Annotated in this window: 15 protein-coding genes; 1 reads left to right on the top strand and 14 read right to left on the bottom strand. The window is 61.9% G+C overall.

Annotated features, from left to right (window positions below; genetic code table 11):
• Nucleotides 1-171 precede the first annotated feature (171 nt).
• Together NKJ04_RS15985 and NKJ04_RS15980 are read right to left on the bottom strand one after the other, a co-directional pair.
• Complete coding sequence (locus NKJ04_RS15985) at nt 172-1,521, bottom strand: type II toxin-antitoxin system HipA family toxin (protein WP_352676217.1); 1,350 nt, start codon at nt 1,519-1,521, stop codon at nt 172-174.
• Between the two features lie 13 nt (nt 1,522-1,534).
• On the bottom strand, nt 1,535-1,828 hold the full coding sequence (locus tag NKJ04_RS15980) for a helix-turn-helix domain-containing protein (protein WP_023697324.1): 294 nt from the start codon (nt 1,826-1,828) through the stop codon (nt 1,535-1,537).
• A gap of 467 nt (nt 1,829-2,295) precedes the next feature.
• Here NKJ04_RS15980 and NKJ04_RS15975 point away from each other — a divergent pair, with 467 nt between their 5' ends.
• Nucleotides 2,296-3,966 carry a DUF6119 family protein gene (locus NKJ04_RS15975; protein WP_352487259.1) on the top strand — a complete coding sequence of 557 codons (1,671 nt, stop codon included), beginning with the start codon at nt 2,296-2,298 and terminating at the stop codon, nt 3,964-3,966.
• Nucleotides 3,967-4,469: 503 nt separating this feature from the next.
• Here NKJ04_RS15975 and NKJ04_RS15970 read toward each other — a convergent pair.
• The 12 genes from NKJ04_RS15970 to NKJ04_RS15915 all read right to left on the bottom strand — a co-directional run bounded on the left by NKJ04_RS15970 (nt 4,470) and on the right by NKJ04_RS15915 (nt 16,386).
• The gene (locus NKJ04_RS15970) at nt 4,470-4,748 is read right to left on the bottom strand and encodes a DUF2274 domain-containing protein (RefSeq protein ID WP_352487261.1); all 279 of its coding nucleotides are present in this window, start codon (nt 4,746-4,748) and stop codon (nt 4,470-4,472) included.
• Nucleotides 4,749-4,761: 13 nt separating this feature from the next.
• Nucleotides 4,762-5,979: a TraB/TrbI/VirB10 family type IV secretion system protein gene (locus NKJ04_RS15965; RefSeq protein WP_023729046.1), complete on the bottom strand. Its 1,218-nt coding sequence runs from the start codon at nt 5,977-5,979 to the stop codon at nt 4,762-4,764.
• 10 nt (nt 5,980-5,989) lie between these two features.
• Nucleotides 5,990-7,018: a P-type conjugative transfer protein TrbG gene (gene trbG, locus NKJ04_RS15960; RefSeq protein ID WP_023724107.1), complete on the bottom strand. Its 1,029-nt coding sequence runs from the start codon at nt 7,016-7,018 to the stop codon at nt 5,990-5,992.
• A complete protein-coding gene (gene trbF, locus NKJ04_RS15955) occupies nt 7,008-7,739 on the bottom strand; it encodes a conjugal transfer protein TrbF (RefSeq protein WP_023724108.1) in 732 nt (243 codons plus the stop codon). Before trbF ends, trbG begins: the two co-directional genes overlap by 11 nt.
• Nucleotides 7,740-9,062 carry a P-type conjugative transfer protein TrbL gene (gene trbL / locus NKJ04_RS15950; RefSeq protein ID WP_352676212.1) on the bottom strand — a complete coding sequence of 441 codons (1,323 nt, stop codon included), beginning with the start codon at nt 9,060-9,062 and terminating at the stop codon, nt 7,740-7,742.
• A 36-nt stretch (nt 9,063-9,098) separates the two neighbouring features.
• On the bottom strand, nt 9,099-9,824 hold the full coding sequence (gene trbJ / locus NKJ04_RS15945) for a P-type conjugative transfer protein TrbJ (protein WP_023669263.1): 726 nt from the start codon (nt 9,822-9,824) through the stop codon (nt 9,099-9,101).
• Nucleotides 9,821-12,271 (bottom strand): conjugal transfer protein TrbE, encoded by a 2,451-nt coding sequence (gene trbE, locus NKJ04_RS15940; RefSeq protein ID WP_352676209.1) that lies wholly within the window; start codon nt 12,269-12,271, stop codon nt 9,821-9,823. The genes trbJ and trbE overlap by 4 nt, the downstream gene beginning before the upstream one ends.
• On the bottom strand, nt 12,265-12,537 hold the full coding sequence (locus NKJ04_RS15935) for a VirB3 family type IV secretion system protein (RefSeq protein WP_023689361.1): 273 nt from the start codon (nt 12,535-12,537) through the stop codon (nt 12,265-12,267). Before NKJ04_RS15935 ends, trbE begins: the two co-directional genes overlap by 7 nt.
• Nucleotides 12,537-12,845: a TrbC/VirB2 family type IV secretion system protein gene (locus NKJ04_RS15930; protein WP_023669260.1), complete on the bottom strand. Its 309-nt coding sequence runs from the start codon at nt 12,843-12,845 to the stop codon at nt 12,537-12,539. The genes NKJ04_RS15935 and NKJ04_RS15930 overlap by 1 nt, the downstream gene beginning before the upstream one ends.
• An 11-nt stretch (nt 12,846-12,856) precedes the next feature.
• On the bottom strand, nt 12,857-13,825 hold the full coding sequence (trbB, locus tag NKJ04_RS15925; protein WP_023776463.1) for a P-type conjugative transfer ATPase TrbB: 969 nt from the start codon (nt 13,823-13,825) through the stop codon (nt 12,857-12,859).
• Nucleotides 13,822-14,235 carry a ribbon-helix-helix domain-containing protein gene (locus tag NKJ04_RS15920; protein WP_352676206.1) on the bottom strand — a complete coding sequence of 138 codons (414 nt, stop codon included), beginning with the start codon at nt 14,233-14,235 and terminating at the stop codon, nt 13,822-13,824. The genes trbB and NKJ04_RS15920 overlap by 4 nt, the downstream gene beginning before the upstream one ends.
• Before the next feature lie 120 nt (nt 14,236-14,355).
• Complete coding sequence (locus NKJ04_RS15915) at nt 14,356-16,386, bottom strand: conjugal transfer protein TraG (protein WP_352676203.1); 2,031 nt, start codon at nt 16,384-16,386, stop codon at nt 14,356-14,358.
• Nucleotides 16,387-16,815: the final 429 nt, after the last annotated feature.

Raw genomic sequence — 16,815 nt, 5'->3', positions numbered from 1 at the left:
GTTCGGCGGGAAGCTGCCGTTCTGCAGCCGACCCCATTCCCGTTATTCAAGATGCCGATGGCCGGTTCCGAAACCGGCCATCTACCCGGCCCGGGGCCCCGCTATTAGAGCGAGAATCCCGTGGGCAGTGTGTGGTCCGTCCGTTTCGCCGGCATTTAGTTCGTGGATCCGCTATCCCCGCCCGACTTTCACATCCACAACCTCCAGTGGCTCCGCGGCGGCTTCCTCTCCATAGATCCGGGACAGCCCCTCGATGCGCGTCGCGATCGCGTCGACGAGGCGACCAACGATCTCATGGAAGATCCCCTCCTGGCGAAGCTCTTGGGCGCACTCCGATGCCATGTCGGGCATCACTGCGAGCTGATGGCGGATCGTCCGCACCGTATACTCGCCGCCAACCTTTGCTGAGGACGCACAGCGCGCCCAGTGGCGTGGCATGATCTCGTCGATCGGGTAGACTCTGTCGATCTTCATCGCCAGCTTAAGGTCGCGCATCTCAGCTTCGATCTCTCCCTCGCCGAGATGCGGCAGAATGGAGGAGATGTCGTAGAGCGGAGCTAGGCGGGCCTCGCCCTGGGCACCGAGCAACATCGAGTAGTTCTTTGCATGCGCATCCGTGCCGGCGATGATCCAGTTGAAGACGTTCGCGGCCAAGAAGGTCTGACGGTCTCGGATGGGGTCGAGGGAGGCCGACAGCACCGTTTTGGAGATCGTCGTGATACCTGGACCGCCCTGGTTCTCGTATTTGAGCGTCGGCATCACCGATAGGGCCTGGCACATGTCCTCCTGATGGATGCGGATGGTCTTGCCGTCGATGCTGCGGCGGTCGAAGCGCTCGAGAACGATCGCCTTTTCGCCTGCGAAGTCGAGAACCTGGCTGTGTGCAGCGTCCATGCCGAGCTTGCATGCAAGCTTCAGGCAGAAATGCTCGTTCTCTGTATGCCCGTGCAAGTGCGGCAAAGGCGGCTTGAAGATGTGTGTCGTGGGCGTGTCGCCGAGAGGGATCCCCCAGCTTTTGCTGCCCTTGTCGAAATGGAACGCCGTCTTTGCCTGCGCACCAGCGAGACTGAACTGACCAGGATCGCCGATTCGGCGGGTCGCTGCACCATCCTTGCGCAGGTCGCGCAGGCGGTCGCCGATCTGTGCCTCGGTGAGCAACTCCACGTTCTCGCCGCGGGAAACCTGGTGGCCAGGCGGAAGGAACTGGACGGCGCCGGCGCAGTCGCGGCCGACATTCTTGAGCAGGGCAAACGGGTTTCGGGCGGAGACCTGGAACCTCTGCGCCCATCTGCCGAGGGTCTGCTCATTATCCGGCAGCAGGCCCCAGAGGAATGCCTCGACGACCTTGCCCTCGTAGGTCCTGGTGATCGTCGGCATGGACAGGGAGAGCGGGATCCTCACCCGTCCCTCCATCCATGCCTCGTCATAGGAGAACGAAAGCTTGCCGCCCTGCAGGTGGTGGAGCCGCCCAACCGGTCTGCCAGCGATATAGACGTCGAGGGCGTCGATCGGGTTCACCATGATCATCATCACCTTAGAGCTTGTAGGGAATCTCGTCGTCGTAATCCTCGACATGCCGTTCATCGGCATTATGATGATTAGCAGCCGACGTCGGGTCCGGCGTGATCTGAAAGTCCAGCTCCACACCAAGCGTGGTCAGCGCCAGGAGCACGTTGCCGATCTCGGCGCCGGGCTTGCCGTTCTCGATCCACGACACCCACGTCTGGGTGGTGTTGATCATCTTGGCCAAGGCAGCCTGTGAGAGGCCGCGCCGGGTGCGGGCCTCCTTGATCAGGATACCAATGTCGCGAGCTGTTCTGATCTTCATGGCGTATGCGACTCTGAGATGAGCTAGCCTGATATAGGTTGGTATATCGCAACTGTCAATATACGCTGGTATATCAGCCGGCTGCTATATAGGTGCCTGTATCGCAAGTCCCAATTTACGAACCTATGTGAGTTCGCAAACATTTGGCGCGGGACCATCGAGAATGACTGCGCGATGGTCGAGAACTGGAATGACGTAGCCAGAGCAACGGACTGGCCCTTCCCGAGAGGAGCCCAGGAAAGCAGACATCCGTTGCGTTGGAAACAGAAAGTAGTGCCGAGCTTTACACGGAAATGGCGCTCCTGCCGGGGACGATCCTCCGCCAACGGCCGGCCCTTCCAACACATTGCGCCGAGTGCCGTCGTGTCTGCCGATGAAACAGCATGCGAGCGTATTTTGTTGACAATGCTATACGGCTCATCTCTGAATAAGGAACAAATACTTACGTTCGCGGGTGCCGGGGAAATATGGCGAAAAGCAGGGGATTTTCGATCTACCTTCTGAAGGAAGGCTACGACGCAACGAACGCACTGCGGGAGGATCATGTTCTCGACGATGATGTCGGCGCGCAGGGGTTGCCAGAGAATGCGTCTCTTTTTGTATTGGACAGCGCGCCGCGCCCGCCTTGGTGGAAGGGGTACTTCAATATCGAGAAGGAGCTGACGCAGGTCACAAAGGGCGCGCTCATTTTTATCCCGGTCGGCGACAGGTGTATCGCGCTGTCCTTTGGTCATGTCGCTCACAACCTGATCGATTCCAGTTATGAGTATGATTTCGGACTGCGGGTCACGCTCAACAGCCTCGACCCGCGCAAGCTGAAAAGCACCGATACGCTGGATCCCGGCGCCGCCAAGCGCCAGCGCACACAGCTGCCGATCGAATCCGAATTGACGCTGTTCGATTTCGACCGGGACAGCACGATCCTGCGCAGCCTTACCGGGAAGGTGCGCGACGAGCACAAGGACCTGTTCCGACACGCCACGGGCGCAAGCAACCTGCGCATAAGCACCGATGTAGAGGCGGGCGAGCTGCCGGACCTGTGCGAGAAATTGCTGGCCCTATACCAGAGCGATGCCTACAAGGCGGCGTTCCCTGAGATCCAGAACATCGTGCCGGTGCGCGACCCGGCGCAGATCGAGGCGCTGAACGGCCGTGTGTTGGCCGCGTTCCGCGCGCGCGATCCCGACCTCAACATCACCGTGCCCGAAATCATCAACTACAGCGACAATCTTTATGTGGCTTTCGCCGGCGCCGGGCGCGGCCTCGTCTATGACGATGTCTATATCGGGCGGTACTTTGCGTATCTAGATGAGCACGAGGTCGACTTTGATAGGATGGGCGTTGAGGATTTGCGGCGGCACGTGCTGGTCCTGACGGACGAGAACGGGAACGACCGCGACCGCTACAGCATCTACAAAAGCCTTGTCTTCGACACTACCCTGGAAGGTGCCGACGGCGATACCTACCATCTCTGCGAAGGCAATTGGTACCGTGTCGAGAACACCTATATCGCGCGCCTCAGCACCTATCTCGACCCGCTGTTCGCCGCCAGCGACTTGCCGGCTTACGCCCATGCCAGCGAAGGCGAATACAATGCGGCGGTCGCCGCCGGCGATGCCGCCATCGCCTGCCTCGATATGCAAAATATCAGCCCGGACGGGCAGAGCGCGGTGGAGCCGTGCGACTTGCTGGCGGTGCGCGATGGCGTCGCAACTTTCTATCACGTGAAGGTGTCAACGCTGTCTGCGCAGCTGAGCCATCTGTTCAATCAGGGCGTGAACGCAATCGAACTGATCCGCCTTGAGCCGCAGGCGGTCGACAAGCTAGAGGCGCTTGTCCGCGACCTGATGGCGGGCGGCGACGCGGATGCGCTTGTTGGTCTTGTGCGGGACCGCAAGTACCGCATCGTCTTTGGCATCGTCACCCGGAAGGACTCTGCCGGAAGGTCTCTAAACCTTCCGCTGTTTTCCCGTATCAGCCTTATGCGCGGGATGAAGGCGCTGCAGCTCATGGATGTTCCGGGGAGCGTCATTTTCGTCACGGACCAAGCTGTTGCCGCCGAGGGCCGGAAGAAGAAGCGGAAGAAGAAGGAAGTGCCCGAGCAGCCGCACGAAATACAGGCCGAGGCGGCAGAGTAGCCGGGCAGAGAAGCAGTCTAGCCCACCCTTTGGGCCGGGCTCTAGGCAGCGCCCCAAGCCGCTCTGCGTCTCGGCCGATGCGGGTGACGACCCCCTTGCGCTAAAGGGGCTCGGGAACGCACCACCAAAGCAGCGGCTTCGCCTGTAGCGCCGTCGCCCTCGTCGGGTGAGGTGAGGGACGATCCAGACGAAGTAGGGGACCGTTTTTTTCAAACCGTGCAGGATAGCGAAGGCGGTCCGCTGCAATTTTGAGAGAGGCTGATTTTGATGAAGAAGGCTTTATTGCGTACCCGCAAGGCGTGGCTCGACGAGCTTGGGCGTTTGGGTCACGGTTTTCTCGCGGCTCAACACTCGTCTTTGACGTGTCACCTCAAGAGAGGCCATTAGAGCGGGATCACTATCAGGGTGCTGCTTCAACCACAGCAGCATTTGCGCTCAGGAAACTTCCTGGTGCTGCAATTTCATCAGCTGTATCTCTACTCGGACAAGCCGAGCCGCCCACGCTACGCATTGTCCAATGTTGAAGCTGAGTGCCTTGATGGTTTCTCCGACGCGCCGGCGCCCGGCAGACCTTCCTTTCTGGCCTTGGCAAATGCCCGGTCGCCTTCCAGGAACCCGACCAGCATAAAGGGGATCAGTTCCGCCACCGTTTCGGACTCGCCATAGGTCTCACGGTAAAGTGCGGCATAGTCGTTGAGTGCTTGGCTCAAGTCGGCGCCAACGGTGATGGTGATCTTCGAAGGTGTCCGGTCCGGAAGTTTTCCGAGTTTCAGGTTAGCCATGAAGTCCTCCTGTTCACCCCGTGTATGGCCGCAACACGAGGTCCTTGTGCACGATGACGCGCAACGGCCAACCAGGGCGCACGGTGATCGTGGGTTGGACGTTCAGGTTCTTTTCAGTGATCCGTTGGCCCGCTTGACTGACGTTCTGCTGGGTGGATTCACGAATTGCCTTGACCAAGTCGCTTTCATTTTCCCCAAAGCTCAACTCGGTACCAACCCCCAGCAATGTGGCCACCGCGACGCCCTTGATCAACTGCCAAGTATGGAAATCCACCTTGTCCTCGAGCCCGGCATAGCCGGCCGCGTCGGTCACGGGCAGATTGTCGATTTCGGTAGAGGAGCCGTCCGGCATCACGATGCGTTGCCACACCAACAGAGCGCGCCTTTGCCCAAAGGCTACAACGCTGTCGTAGGTGCCGATCAGCCGTGAGCCCTGCGGGATGAGCAGGATGCTGCCGGTGACGCTGTCGTGCACATTCTCGGTGATCTGGGCGACGACAAGGCCGGGCAGATCGGAATTGATGCCGGTGATCAGGCTTGCAGCGATCACGCTACCGGCCATGATCTGATAGGGCGAAGCCGGCGTCTGCAGTGCATGCGGGTTGTAGATCCCGCCGGTGTTCCGTTGATCGATGAAATCGAGCTTGCGCTGTTGATTGTTCTGGTCGCCCTCGGCCGGCGCGACGGAAGCTCGCTGGCCTTCGGTATCTGGCTGCGGAGACGCCGTCTCGAAAGGCGAACGTCCGCCCTGCCCGTTGCCAAAAGCTTCCGTCTGCTGGGGCCGGTTTTCGATGCGGAAGAGGACTTGCGACTCGCGCGCCTCAATCGCTTGTTGTGCAAGCCGCTGCGCCTCGGCGGAAACGTCTTGCCCAGGTGCGATGCCAAGCTGGCGCTGGTGCTCGAGAATAGGACGGCCGAGATCCCCGGGCAGCGGCGGTCCAAGCACCGGAGCCTTCGGCTTGCTCCCGGAATAGTCCTTGGGCAGCGATTCAAGTCCCTCGGCGGTCGGGTTGCGGTCGGTGCTGTAAAGCTCTTCAGCCTGCTGCTTCAGGCGCAGTGCCGGCCCCTGCAGCGCCATCATCGTGACGCCAAAGATGGTGGCGGAGCCAACAGCTGCGATCGCGACGATTATGCCGCGCTTGAAGCGCACGGCCCGGCGCGGTGAGGCCCGCAGCTGCAGCTGTTCGGGATCGAGTTTGGGCGGAACATTTGGGCGGGACGTGTCGGTCATGAGCCTCCCCTCACCTGCCAAAACGCGAAAAGAGCGATATCCGCCGCGGCAGTTGCCGTCCGTCGGTCCTGGTGATGCGCACCACCTGCTGCTGCTTGGCGCCGAGACGGAGTTCAGCCGCGGCAAAGAGGCGCTCGACGATGTAGTAGTTGCCGTGCATCCGATAGTTGACGAGCTGGTTGTCCCCGTCAGCACCGACGATGAAGAGCGGTGGCGCCTCGCCCTGATCAATGCGCTTCGGGAACTCTATGTAGACCTTGCTGCCATCATCGAAGGCGCGCGTCGGTCTCCACGGCGGCGTGTCGCCGGTGATCGAATAGCGGAAGCGGATGTTTTCGAGTGCTACGTTCGAGGCCGCGGGCATTTCAGCCTCTGCCTGAGCATTGCGCCGCCGAAGCGCCACGAGTTGGTCTTCGCTGTAAATCCAGGAGAGCGCCGCCATGGCAGTTTTCTCAGTGCTTTGAAGCTGCAGGTGATAGGATCGCCTGTCCGTCGTGATGACCAGATTGGTGGCAAGCCCCGGCGCGAATGGCTTCACCAGCACATGAGTGCGCTGGTCATCGCCTGAGCCACTAACGGTGTCACCGATCACCCAACGGACCGTATCGCCGGCTGAGACCGAGGTCAGCTTCTCGCCCCGCTGCAATGAGATATCGGTGACGCGCTCCGGCGCGGCGTAGAGCTGGTAGAGCGCGCCGTCGGCAAAGGGGTAAACCTGCACCGCATTGACATAGCCAAACTTGGTGGGTTGTTGCGTCGCCGCCTTGTTGGCATCGGCGACCTGTTCTTCCGGCGAGCGCTTATCTGGGGCGGGCTTGCCGGGTGCGGGCATCAACTGACCAGGCAACGGTAACGGTTTCGGCACTTCCACGACCTTGACCGGCTTCTCCGGCGCCTTCTCGATCGCGGCTGGTTTGAAGTCCTCGTGGTCATAGGAAATCTGAGGCGGCGGCACTGGCTTCGAGGCACAGGCCGAAAGAACCGCAGCAGACGCCGACAGGATCAAGGCAGCACGAAGCAATGGGGCTCTATTTGTCATTGGCGGGCTCCTTAGGGGAAACGGGGGTTGGCGCGGCGCTGTCGAGCTCGCGCGACCAGTCGATGGCGTTGATGAAGACGCCGAGCGGGTTCTTGCGCAGCTGCTCGGTTGTCCTAGGCGGGCGGATGAGGATGGTGAGGATCCCGATCCAGCGCGTCGTGCTGGCGAGGCTGCCGCGCTCGAACACCTGCTCGGTCCATTTGACCTGGAACGAGCTGTCGGAAGCCCTGACCACGCTGGTCACCTGCACTGACACGCTGCGCGTGCCGATTTGGCCGAAAGGGTCGTTCGCCTTGGCATATTCGTTGAGGAAGAGCGCCGCTCGGTCGGTGGCAAAGTCGTAGGCCGACAGCCAATTCTGCCGCACCAGAACCGCATCGGTGGAAACCGAACGGACATTCTGGATGAAGCGGCTGAGATGCCAGGCGATCTGGGCATCGTCGGGCTGGTAGTTTTGGACTGCCGGCGCGACCGCGTGCGCCTCGCCAAAGCGGTCGACCTCGACGACATAAGGCACGACGCGGCCCTGCATCGACTGCCACAGAAGCCCACCGGAAAGCCCCGTCGTCAGAGCCAGGCAGCCAAAGGCCATGAAGCGCCAGTTCTTGGCCTGGACGCGCGCCGTGCCGATGCGCTCATCCCAGAGTTGGCTGGCCTTCTGGTAGGGTGTTACGGGTTCGGGCGTCTTTCCATAACGCTGAACGGGTCGCTTGAAGAGCATCTAGTCTTCCTTGTCATTGAGGGAGGGATTGGCGCCGCTTCCGCCCCGATCTCCATCGCGCACCGCCTGCGTGGCAGCATTGCGATGGGCGCGTGCGGTCTGTTCGGAACGCAGACGCCTTGCCCAGACCGGCGCGGGGTCAGAGGCTGCAGCGGGCGAGGTTCCTGTCTTTGACGCGGTCGGCATGCCGCCGGTCGCGGTCCAGCCGGCATCGCGACCGGCGTCGGCACTACGGCGGAATGGTTCTGCTGCGGATCGCATTCCCCGCATCGCGGCGCCGCTAGCGGCACTCGCAACCCCATGCAGCCCAGCAGCTACCCCGGACAGCCCGGACTCGGGCGATGTCGCGCGCCCCGTTTGCCAAGCGACGGTGGCAGCGGACCCCATGGCGGCGCCGGCACGGACTGCGGCGAGGCCGCCGCCTGTTGCCATGCGCGCGCCGGCAAACGCAGCGCCTCCGGCAACGAGCGTTGATCCAGCTGCGGCCGCCGTTGTTCCAAGTGCCGCGCCGGCGCCAAGCTGCGGCGCGCCGGAAACAAGACCCGAGGCAATCCCGGGGCCGAAAATGCCGAGCCCAAGCAGCGCCAGCGCACCCAGTACCTGAGACATGGCCGCCGCCAGGTCCGGCTCCTGGCCCTGCAGGGCGGAAGCGAACTCGCCAAAGAGCGTGGAGCCGATGCCGACGATGACGGCAAGCACCATCACCTTGATGCCCGACGAAATCACATTGCCGAGCACGCGCTCGGCCAGAAACGCCGAGCGGTTCCAGAGCGCGAAGGGCACCAGGACGAAGCCGGCCAGCGTGGTGAGCTTGAACTCGAGGATGGTGATGAAGAGCTGGATGGAAAGAATGAAGAAGGCGATGAGGACCAGGAACCAGGCCAGAAGCAGCACGAAGATGGTGAGCGCGTTACCGAAGATCTCGGGGAAGCCTACTAGCTGGCTCGCTTGATCGAGGAGCGGCCAGGCGCCCTCGAAGCCGGCCGCGGCAATGCGGCCTGGCCGCAGGAGACTGTCGGCGGACAGGTTGCCGGGCGATGCGTTGATGCCGAGACCGGCAAAGGAGCGGTAAATTATGTCGGCGAGGTTCTTGAAATTGTTCAGGACGAAGGCGAAGGCGCCGACATAGAGCACTTTGCGAACAAGCCGGCCGAGAATGTTGGGCTCGCCGCCGAACGCCCAGACCAAGCCCGCGAGCGTGATGTCAATGCCGATCAGAATGGTGGTGAGAAAGGCGACGTCGCCCGAAAGCAGACCGAACCCACTGTCAATGTAGCGGGTAAAGGTCTCCATGAAGCGATCGATGACTCCGAGGTCGTTCATGTCGCCGCCTTCCTCGTTGTCTTGAAGAACTGCCGCTCAGTTGCCGGGATAAGCCGTGCCGGTGCCCAGGAAACGCTTCGTCGTCTCGCGAGCGGCTTCCTCAGACTGCGCCTTGCGCGCCGCATCCTCGGCTTCGGCCCGGAACTGGGTCGCAAGCAGCGTCTGGATCTGCATCTGCTGCTTGGTCGAAAGCGCGATCAGCTGATTGGTAGCCTGGCTTGCCTCGAGGGCACCTGCCGCGCCCTGACTGCGATTGACGAGATCGGTAAGCAGGTCGCCATCGGCCTGCACGTTCTCGACGATCTGCGACTGCGCGCTCATGGTCTGGCGGAACGCCTGCATGGCGCTCTGCCAGCGCTCGCGCGCGGCGCTCGCCACATCGCTGACCTTGATGGTGGCGTCGTAGCTTTCCGGATATTGCTGGCGCCACTGGTCCTGCAGCTTGTCGAGATCGAAGCTCAGGCCGCTCGCCTGGGTCATCAGACCGTCAATCCGTTGGAGCGAGCCGGTAAGCTGGCCCACGGAAGAGAAATCCAGGCGCTGAAGGTTGCGCGCCATGTTCTGCAGCATGGTCGCCTGGTTCTGAAGCGACTGGATTTGGTTGTTGATCTGCTCCAATGCGCGTGCTGCCGACAGCACATTCTGCGTATAGTTGGACGGGTCAAACACGATGAGCGCATAGGCCGGCTGGACGTAGTCAGCCATCGGTTTGGCAATCAGGGAAACGGTGACCAGGCTAGTAAAAAGGCGGCGTCCGATCATGACGATTGCTCCTTGTTAGGTTGAGGAAATTGCTGGAGAAGCTCGGCAGCCCAATCCAGGCCGCGCGCACTGAAGAAACGGGCGGCAAAGCTGCCCTGCCCCTCTTCGGAAAGAATATTGTCGATCAGGGTCTGCGCGGCCGGGTCGGAGGCGCCGCAAAGCGCAAGAGCGATCGGGCCTAGCCCGAGCTCGAAGAGGCGATTGCCGCGGCGCGACTGCAGATAGTAGTGGCGCTTCGGCGTGGCGCGGGCGACCAATTCGATCTGTCGCTCATTAAGACCGAAGCGCTCATAGGCTGCCCGTGCCTGCGGCTCCACCGCACGATCATTGGGGAGAAAAATGCGCTGCGGGCAGCTCTCGATGATTGCGGGTGCGATAGAAGAGCCGGCGATGTCGGCAAGCGACTGCGTCGCGAAGATGACGGAGACGTTTTTCTTACGCAGCACCTTAAGCCATTCGCGGATGCGGGCGGCAAAGAGCGGGTTGTCGAGATAGACCCAGGCCTCGTCGAGCATGAGCAGCGTCGGCCGCCCGTCAAACCGGTCCTCAAGACGATGGAACAGATAGGTGAGCACAGGCAGCACAGCGCCTTGGCTGTGCATCAGCTCCTGGGTCTCGAAACACTGCACATCCGAGATGGCCAGCCGGTCGTCATCGGCATCGAGCAGGCGGCCGAATGGTCCGTCGAGCGTGTAGGGCATCAATGCCGATTTGAGCGCATTGGACTGAAGCAGGACCGACAGGCCAGTCAGCGTGCGTTCCTGCGCCGGCGCGGTGGCGAGGCTGGTGAGCGCCGACCAGATTGCCTCCTTCACCTCCGGGGTGACTGTGACATTCTCGTGGGCAATGAGGCCGGCTATCCATTCGGCAGCCCAGCTCTGTGTGGCCGGGTCGTCGATGTGGCGCAGCGGCTGGAAACCAAGCGCACCATTCGCACCCAACGCATGGTGGTCGCCGCCCATGGCAAGCGCGGCGGCGCGGGCCGAATTGCCTTTGTCGAAGACATAGATTTGCGCGCCAGCGTAGCGCCGGAACTGCAAAGCGATCAGGGCAAGCAGAACCGACTTGCCGGCACCGGTCGGCCCGACAATCAGCATGTGGCCGACATCGCCGATATGGGTCGAAAGCCGAAACGGCGTCGAGCCGCTGGTTTCGGCGAAAAGAAGCGGCGGAGCGTAATCGCCGGTGACCTCGGCAAGGTGCTCGTTCTCCGCTGGACCTGCCCACACGGACGACAGCGGCACGAGATGGGCAAGGTTAAGCGTGTGAACGAGCGGCTGGCGAACGTTGGCGTAGACATGACCCGGCAATGAACCAAGCCACGCTTCGACGGCATTGATGCTTTCGCGAATGGTGGTGAAGCCGAGCCCGTTGACGATCCGCTCGACGGCGCGAAGCTTTTCCGCGGCGGCTTTACGGTTCTGATCCCACACCGTCACCGTTGTGGTGAGATAGCCGAAGCCGACATGATCGCCGCCCAATGCCTGCAGTGCTGCATCGGCATCGAGCGCCTTGTTGTCGGCGTCACTGTCGACGAGAGGCACCGGTTCGTTGGTCACCACCTCGCGCAGAATAGCCGCGATCGATTTGCGCTTGGCAAACCACTGCCGGCGGAGCCGAGTCAGCGTCTTCGTGGCTTCCGCCTTGTCGAGTGGAATGAAGCGCGTCACCCAGCGATAGGCGAAATCCTGGTTATTGAGCGCATCAAGGATTCCTGGCCGGGTGACGTTCGGAAAGCCGAGAACTGTGAGCGTGCGCAGATGCTGCTCGCCCAGCATCGGCTCTAGGCCGCCGGTCAGCGGCGCGTCAACCAGGACGCCGTCGAGATACATTGGCGTTTCCGGCACGGCAACCGGATGACGGCGTGTCGAGATCGTGCCGTGCAGGTACGTCAGGCTCTCGGCATCGTCGAGCGCGCGCACCTCGGGCACGAAGCCCGAAAGAAGATCGAGAACGCGGTCAGTCTCGTCTCGGAACCGGGCAAGCTCCTGGCGCCAGTCTCTTTCCCCTCCCAAGTCATGCGAGTCGACGAGAGCACTTTCCGCGCGCGCTTGGCCATCGGGCCCAGGCATAAAGACCAAGGTCAGATGATAGATGCTCTCGAAATGCGCGACCTTGCCCTCGAAGGCCGCGCGCCGTTCCTCATCGATCAGCCATGAGGCAGCATCGGGAAGGGCCGAGCTCGCATAGCCCAGCGCTTCGATGCGCTCGGCCTCGAAGAATAATGCCCAGCCAGAGCCGAGCCTTCTCAGCGCATTGTTTGCCCGCGCGCATATGCCGATGAGTTCGGCCTCCGTCGCGCTTTCAAGGTCGGGGCCACGAAACCGCAATGTCCGTTGGAAGCTGCCATCCTTGTTGAGCACGATGCCGGGCGCGACGAGTGCTGCCCAGGGCAGATGGTCGGCAAGCCGGTCGGCTTTGCCGCGGTATTCGGAAAGCTTCAGCATGCAAGCCAGCCCTTTTGACGAAGATGACGGACAAGCACGCTGGCAAAATCCGGATCACGCCGTGCGGCAAAGACCGCGAGCGTGTGGCCGGCGATCCAGAGGATCAGACCCGCAATCCACTGCTGCAGGCCTAGGCCGATGGCCGCGGCCACCGTGCCATTGAGGATCGCCACCGCCCGCGGCGCGCCGCCGAGCAGGATCGGCTCGGTGAGCGCCCGATGGACCAGAACCTCGAAGCCTTCGATATGCTGCTCTCCGGTGCTCATCAGACGACTGCCCCGCCGCCAAAGGAGAAGAAGGAAAGAAAGAAGCTCGAGGCCGCGAAGGCGATCGACAGGCCGAAGACGATCTGGATCAGCCGGCGGAAACCGCCCGCCGTGTCGCCGAAGGCAAGGGTCAGACCGGTGGTGATGATGATGATCACCGCGAGGATCTTGGCGACCGGCCCCTGCACCGATTCCAGAATCTGCTGCAGCGGCTGTTCCCACGGCATGCCGGAGCCGGCAGCGTGGGCCTGGGCCGTGAGAAGAAGCGCGACGGCGGCGAACGAAAGAAAGCGAAGCTTCTTGCGCATGAGGTGACCTTTCAGAGCTGCTGGAGTTGCGGAAGTGTGAGCGGGGTGACGGCGTAATCGCCGCTGCCGTCGAGACCCGTGACCTCGGCGATCGCGTCAACGCGGCGCGCGGGTCCTCTTCCGGCAATAAAGATGACCAAGTCGACGGCATCGGCGATCAGCCGGCGGGGAACGGTGACAACGGCTTCCTGGGCGAGCTGCTCAATACGATAGAGTGCGGAGCGTGCCGAATTGGCGTGAACCGTGGCAATGCCGCCGGGATGTCCGGTGTTCCATGCCTTCAGCATATCGAGCGCTTCCGCGCCTCTGACTTCGCCGACGATGATGCGGTCGGGCCTCAGCCGTAAGGTCGAGCGTACGAGATCGGCGAGTGTGATGGAGCCCCGCCTCGTCCTCATGGCAACGCAGTCCTTGGCCGCGCATTGCAGCTCGCGGGTGTCCTCAATCAGGATCACCCGCTCATCGCATTCGGCGACTTCTGCCAGTAGAGCATTGGTAAGTGTCGTTTTGCCCGACGATGTGCCGCCGGCGACCAGGATGTTGCGCCGCTCGCGCACTGCCTTCCTCAGGGCATCAGCCTGCAGCGGGAGCATGACGCGATCGGCGACGTAGTTGGCCAGCGTGTAGAGTTTTGCCGCCGGTTTGCGGATGGCGAAGCATGGCGCCAGCACGACCGGCGGTAGCAGACCCTCGAAGCGCTCGCCTGATGGCAATTCGGCACTGACAATCGGACTATCTGCATGCGCCTCGGCGCGTACATGGGAGGCGACGAGCCGGATGATGCGTTCCGCCTCGGCAGGATGCATATGCACGCCTGTATCGACCCGGCCTTCTCCCAACTGGTCGAGCCTCAGCGCGCCGTCGGGGTTGACCATCACCTCGATGACGGTCGGATCGGCAAGGGCCTCGGTGATCGCGGCGCCCATGGCTGTGCGCAGCATGGCTCGGCGGCGGTGGTCCGCTGCGGGATGAGAGTTCATCCTTCGCCTCCGTTGCCATTGCCGTAACCAAGCGAGCGCTTCCCGGAGGCTATCTGGCGACCGACCTGCTCGACGAATTTGTCAAAGCGCTCTTGGGCGATCGCCTGTGTCGCCCGATCCGGAATTGGCGTGTGCGCATGAAGCGTGATTGAAAAGCGGATTAAGAGCGCCAGGCTCTCCAGAGTTATTTCGGCGTCGCGCCTGACATGGTCGAGATCGCGGGAAAGACGGTCCAGCCGCTTGCCGTAGCGCTGGTCGAGCTCGTTTTCACCACGCCGTTCGATGAAGGCCTCGACCGCTTTCGCGACGATTGCCGATTTCGTGGTCGACGGGTTGCGGCTGAGGGTTTCCAGCTTCTCGCTCAATTCGGGTTCGAGCCGAAACTGGTGGCGAATGCGATGGGGCTTCATACATCTCGTTCCGACTGGCCGGCGCTGATGCGCCGGCGGTGCGAACGAACATCGCCGATATCCGCAAAATCGCTTATGGGCGTTATCTACGCCGAGATACGCCTCAGTTGCGGAAAGCGTTCAGAAGCCGGGGATGATGTCCTTGTCGTCGCCCCTTCCCTCGTTGAGGCCGTAGGCGCTCGCCGCGGTAGAAACCCGGTCCATGACGCGCTTGTCTGCGAGTGCCTCGGCGTCATCGTCCGACAGATTGAAGAGGTCATCCTGATCAGGCTCCCGAGAGACGACGACGTGGTCTTCAGGCAGGCCGGGATGACGCTGCTGTTGCACGCCGCTCCCTTCTTCGATTGCCGCGCCGGCGTGTTCGTAATCGGCAGCGAGACGGCGGTCAACACTGCGGACTTGTCCGCTCCAATCGTCGGGGCGCGACGCAGGACAGTCCGCGTACAGACCGTCGCGCAACACCGGCGCCGGCAGCACCCGTTCGGTGAAATTCGGATCCTGGTAATAGCGCAACTTCTGGGCGCGGATCGGCGGCAACCCGGAAACAAGGATTAATTCGTCAGCTTGCGGCAACTGCATCACTTCGCCAGGCGTCAGCAGCGGGCGAGCGGTCTCCTGGCGACTGACCATGACGTGCGAAAGCCAGGGCGCCAGCCGGTGGCCGGCGTAGTTGCGCATGGACCTGAGTTCCGTCGCCGTACCGAGCGCATCCGATATGCGTTTGGCCGTGCGCTCGTCGTTGGAGGAAAAGGCAATGCGCACATGGCAATTGTCGAGAATGGCGTTGTTCTCGCCATAGGCTTTGGAGATCTGGTTCAAGGATTGCGCGATCAGATAGGCGCGGATGCCGTAACCCGCCATGAAGGCGAGCGCGGTCTCGAAGAAGTCGAGGCGACCAAGAGCCGGAAATTCGTCCAGCATCATGAGCAGTTGGTACTTGCGGCTTTTCTTCGGGTCACCTTCCAGCCGCTCCGTCAGTCGCCTGCCGATCTGATTGAGCACCAGTCGCACCAGTGGCTTGGTGCGCGAAATATCCGATGGCGGCACCACTAGATAGAGCGACATCGGTCGTTCCGCATCCATGAGGTCGGCAATGCGCCAGTCGCAGGCCGATGTTGCCGAGGCAACCGTCGGATCACGATAGAGCCCGAGAAACGACATTGCGGTCGAGAGAACGCCAGAACGCTCGTTCTCTGACTTGTTCAGCACCTCGCGAGCCGCCGAGGCCACGACGGGATGGACCCGAGGTGTGTCCGCCGTGCCGAGGTGGTTGGTGGTCATCATCCGCAGCAGTGTCGCGGCAAACGAGCGTTGCGGATCCGACAGGAAAGTGGCGACGCGCGCGAGCGTCTTTTCTTCTTCCGCGTAGAGCACGTGCAAGATGGCCCCGACCAAGAGTGAATGACTAGTCTTCTCCCAATGATTCCGCCGCTCCAGCGCGCCTTCCGGATCGACGAGAATGTCCGCGATGTTCTGAACGTCGCGGACCTCATCTGAACCCCTGCGCACTTCCAGCAGCGGGTTATAGCGCGCCGATCTCGAGTCGGTCGGATTGAACAGGAGGCAGAAAGAGAACTTCGACCGCCAGCCGGAAGTCAGCTGCCAGTTCTCGCCTTTGATGTCGTGAATGACGGCCGAGCCGGTCCAGGAAAGAAGCGTTGGAACGACCAATCCCACGCCCTTGCCCGAACGTGTCGGCGCAAAGGCCATGACATGTTCCGGCCCGTCATGTCGCAGATAGTGGTCCTTCAGTTTGCCAAGGAAAACGCCGGCCGGCTCAAACAGGCCTGCCTTCTCGATTTCCCGAGCCGCGGCCCATCGTGAGGAACCGTAGGTGGTGACCAACCCCCTCTGCCGCGCGCGCCAGAGGGAGCCAGCTATTGCGGCCGCACACCCCAAGAATCCGCTGGCTCCGGCAAGCATGCCGGCCTTGTCGAAGACCTCAGGCGCATAGGCGTCGAAGTGAAACCACCATTCGAACAGTTTCCACGGCTTGTAGATCGGCCGGGCCGCCGCGGCAAACCATGGCGCGCCAAGCTGCGGCTGATAGTCCAGCATGTGGGCGCACCATTGCGTTGCCGCCCATACGCCAACGATGACGATGGCGAACACAACTACGATCTGGCCGACAAGGAGCTTCGTCGGTGTCACGGGCACAGCCTCCACTGTTTGGTAGTAGATGGAAGCAGCATGACGTGACGTTCCAGAATATTGAAGATACCCAACATACGCGCCCGTGCGATGCAGTGAACGTTGCAGGCTTGGAAGATTGGGGGGCGTCAAGAAATGTCATCGCGAAGGCACGAGCGAATGACTTGTATTGGGCCGGTTGCTGTCGGTCCGCCACTGGGCAGATCTAGCCAGAAGCGGACATGCCGCGGATGAAGGGTAATGACCGAAAGTGGCCTCTAGTCGACGTCGGGAACGACTGCTCGTGGGAAGTCTAGTGACTGGGCTACATTCGTCGAAAGGTTCGAGTCAACGTCGAACAAGGTTGCGCTTCAAACGCTGCGGCAGGAAGAAGAAAGCCAAGCGGGCTACATGGGATAGCAGGACGACGCCACGCTAGGTGTGATCTCC

Origin of the sequence: Mesorhizobium sp. M0618, assembly GCF_040320765.1 — a bacterium.
Lineage (GTDB): Bacteria > Pseudomonadota > Alphaproteobacteria > Rhizobiales > Rhizobiaceae > Mesorhizobium.
This window is presented reverse-complemented; position numbering and strand designations above follow the sequence as displayed.